Here is a 1,256-nt window from a genome sequence, read left to right on the forward strand (position 1 = left end):
CGTGCCGGCGAGGCCGCGGCGGCGTACACCGACTCGCTCGGCCCGGCGCGGCCGGCCGTCGACGAGGGGGAGGTCCACGCCGCCCAGGAGAGCGCCCTCGCGCCGTTCGCGGTCGAGGGAGGGGAGAACCCCTACACGATCCAGCACGACCTGCAGCAGTCGATGAACGACCTGGTCGGGATCATCCGGACCGCCGGCGAGCTCGAGCAGGCGCTGGAGCGGATCGAGCAGCTCAAGGAGCGGGCCAAGGAGATGGTGGTCGAGGGCCACCGGCAGTACAACCCGGGCTGGCACCTCGCGCTCGACCTGCGCAACATGCTGCTGGTCTCCGAGTGCATCGCCAAGGCGGCGCTCGAGCGGCAGGAGTCGCGCGGCGGCCACACCCGCGACGACTTCCCCGGCCCCGACCCCGAGTGGGGGAGCAAGAACCTCGTGCTGCGCCTCGACGGCGACGGCACCGGTGTCGACCTCGCCCACCAGCCGCTGCCCGTCATGCCTGACGAGCTCAAGAAGTACTTCGAGTAGGAGACCGCGATGAGCTACCAGCTGAAGATGCGCGTGTGGCGCGGCGACCAGTCCGGCGGCGAGCTGGGCGACTACACCGTCGAGGTCTCCGAGGGCGAGGTCGTGCTCGACGCGATCCACCGCCTGCAGGCCACCCAGGCCGGCGACCTGGCGGTGCGCTGGAACTGCAAGGCCGGGAAGTGCGGGTCGTGCAGCGCCGAGGTCAACGGCAAGCCCCGGCTGATGTGCATGACCCGGCTCTCGGACTTCGAGCCGGAGGAGACCGTCACGGTCACCCCCATGCGCACCTTCCCGGTCATCCGCGACCTGGTCACGGACGTGTCCTTCAACTACCAGAAGGCCAGCGAGCTGCCGTCGTTCGCGCCACCGCCGCGCGATCCCGACGGCAAGCGCCGGATGATGCAGGTCGACGTGGAGCGGGGCCAGGAGTTCCGCAAGTGCATCGAGTGCTTCCTCTGCCAGAACACCTGCCACGTCGTGCGCGACCACGAGGACAACAAGCCGGCCTTCGCGGGACCGCGCTTCTTCCTCCGGTACGCCGAGCTCGACATGCACCCCCTCGACACCCACGACCGCCGCGCGCTCGCGCAGGACGCAGCGGGCCTGGGCATGTGCAACATCACCAAGTGCTGCACCGAGGTCTGCCCCGAGAACATCAAGATCACCGACAACGCGATCATCCCCATGAAGGAGCGCGTGGTGGACCGGAAGTTCGACCCGCTGGTCTGGCT

The 1,256-nt window shown here is 69.5% G+C and carries 1 protein-coding gene and 1 pseudogene; both read left to right on the forward strand.

The window, feature by feature from the left end; translation table 11 throughout:
* Nucleotides 1-525, forward strand: a pseudogene (locus EFL26_RS08505) (fumarate reductase/succinate dehydrogenase flavoprotein subunit); the annotation flags it as partial.
* 9 nt (nt 526-534) lie between these two features.
* Nucleotides 535-1,256, forward strand: a 722-nt coding sequence (locus tag EFL26_RS08510; RefSeq protein ID WP_123222476.1) for a succinate dehydrogenase/fumarate reductase iron-sulfur subunit, incomplete at its 3' end; no start/stop codon positions are given.

It is taken from the genome of Nocardioides pocheonensis (genome assembly GCF_003725535.1).
In the GTDB taxonomy this organism is placed as follows: domain Bacteria; phylum Actinomycetota; class Actinomycetes; order Propionibacteriales; family Nocardioidaceae; genus Marmoricola; species Marmoricola pocheonensis.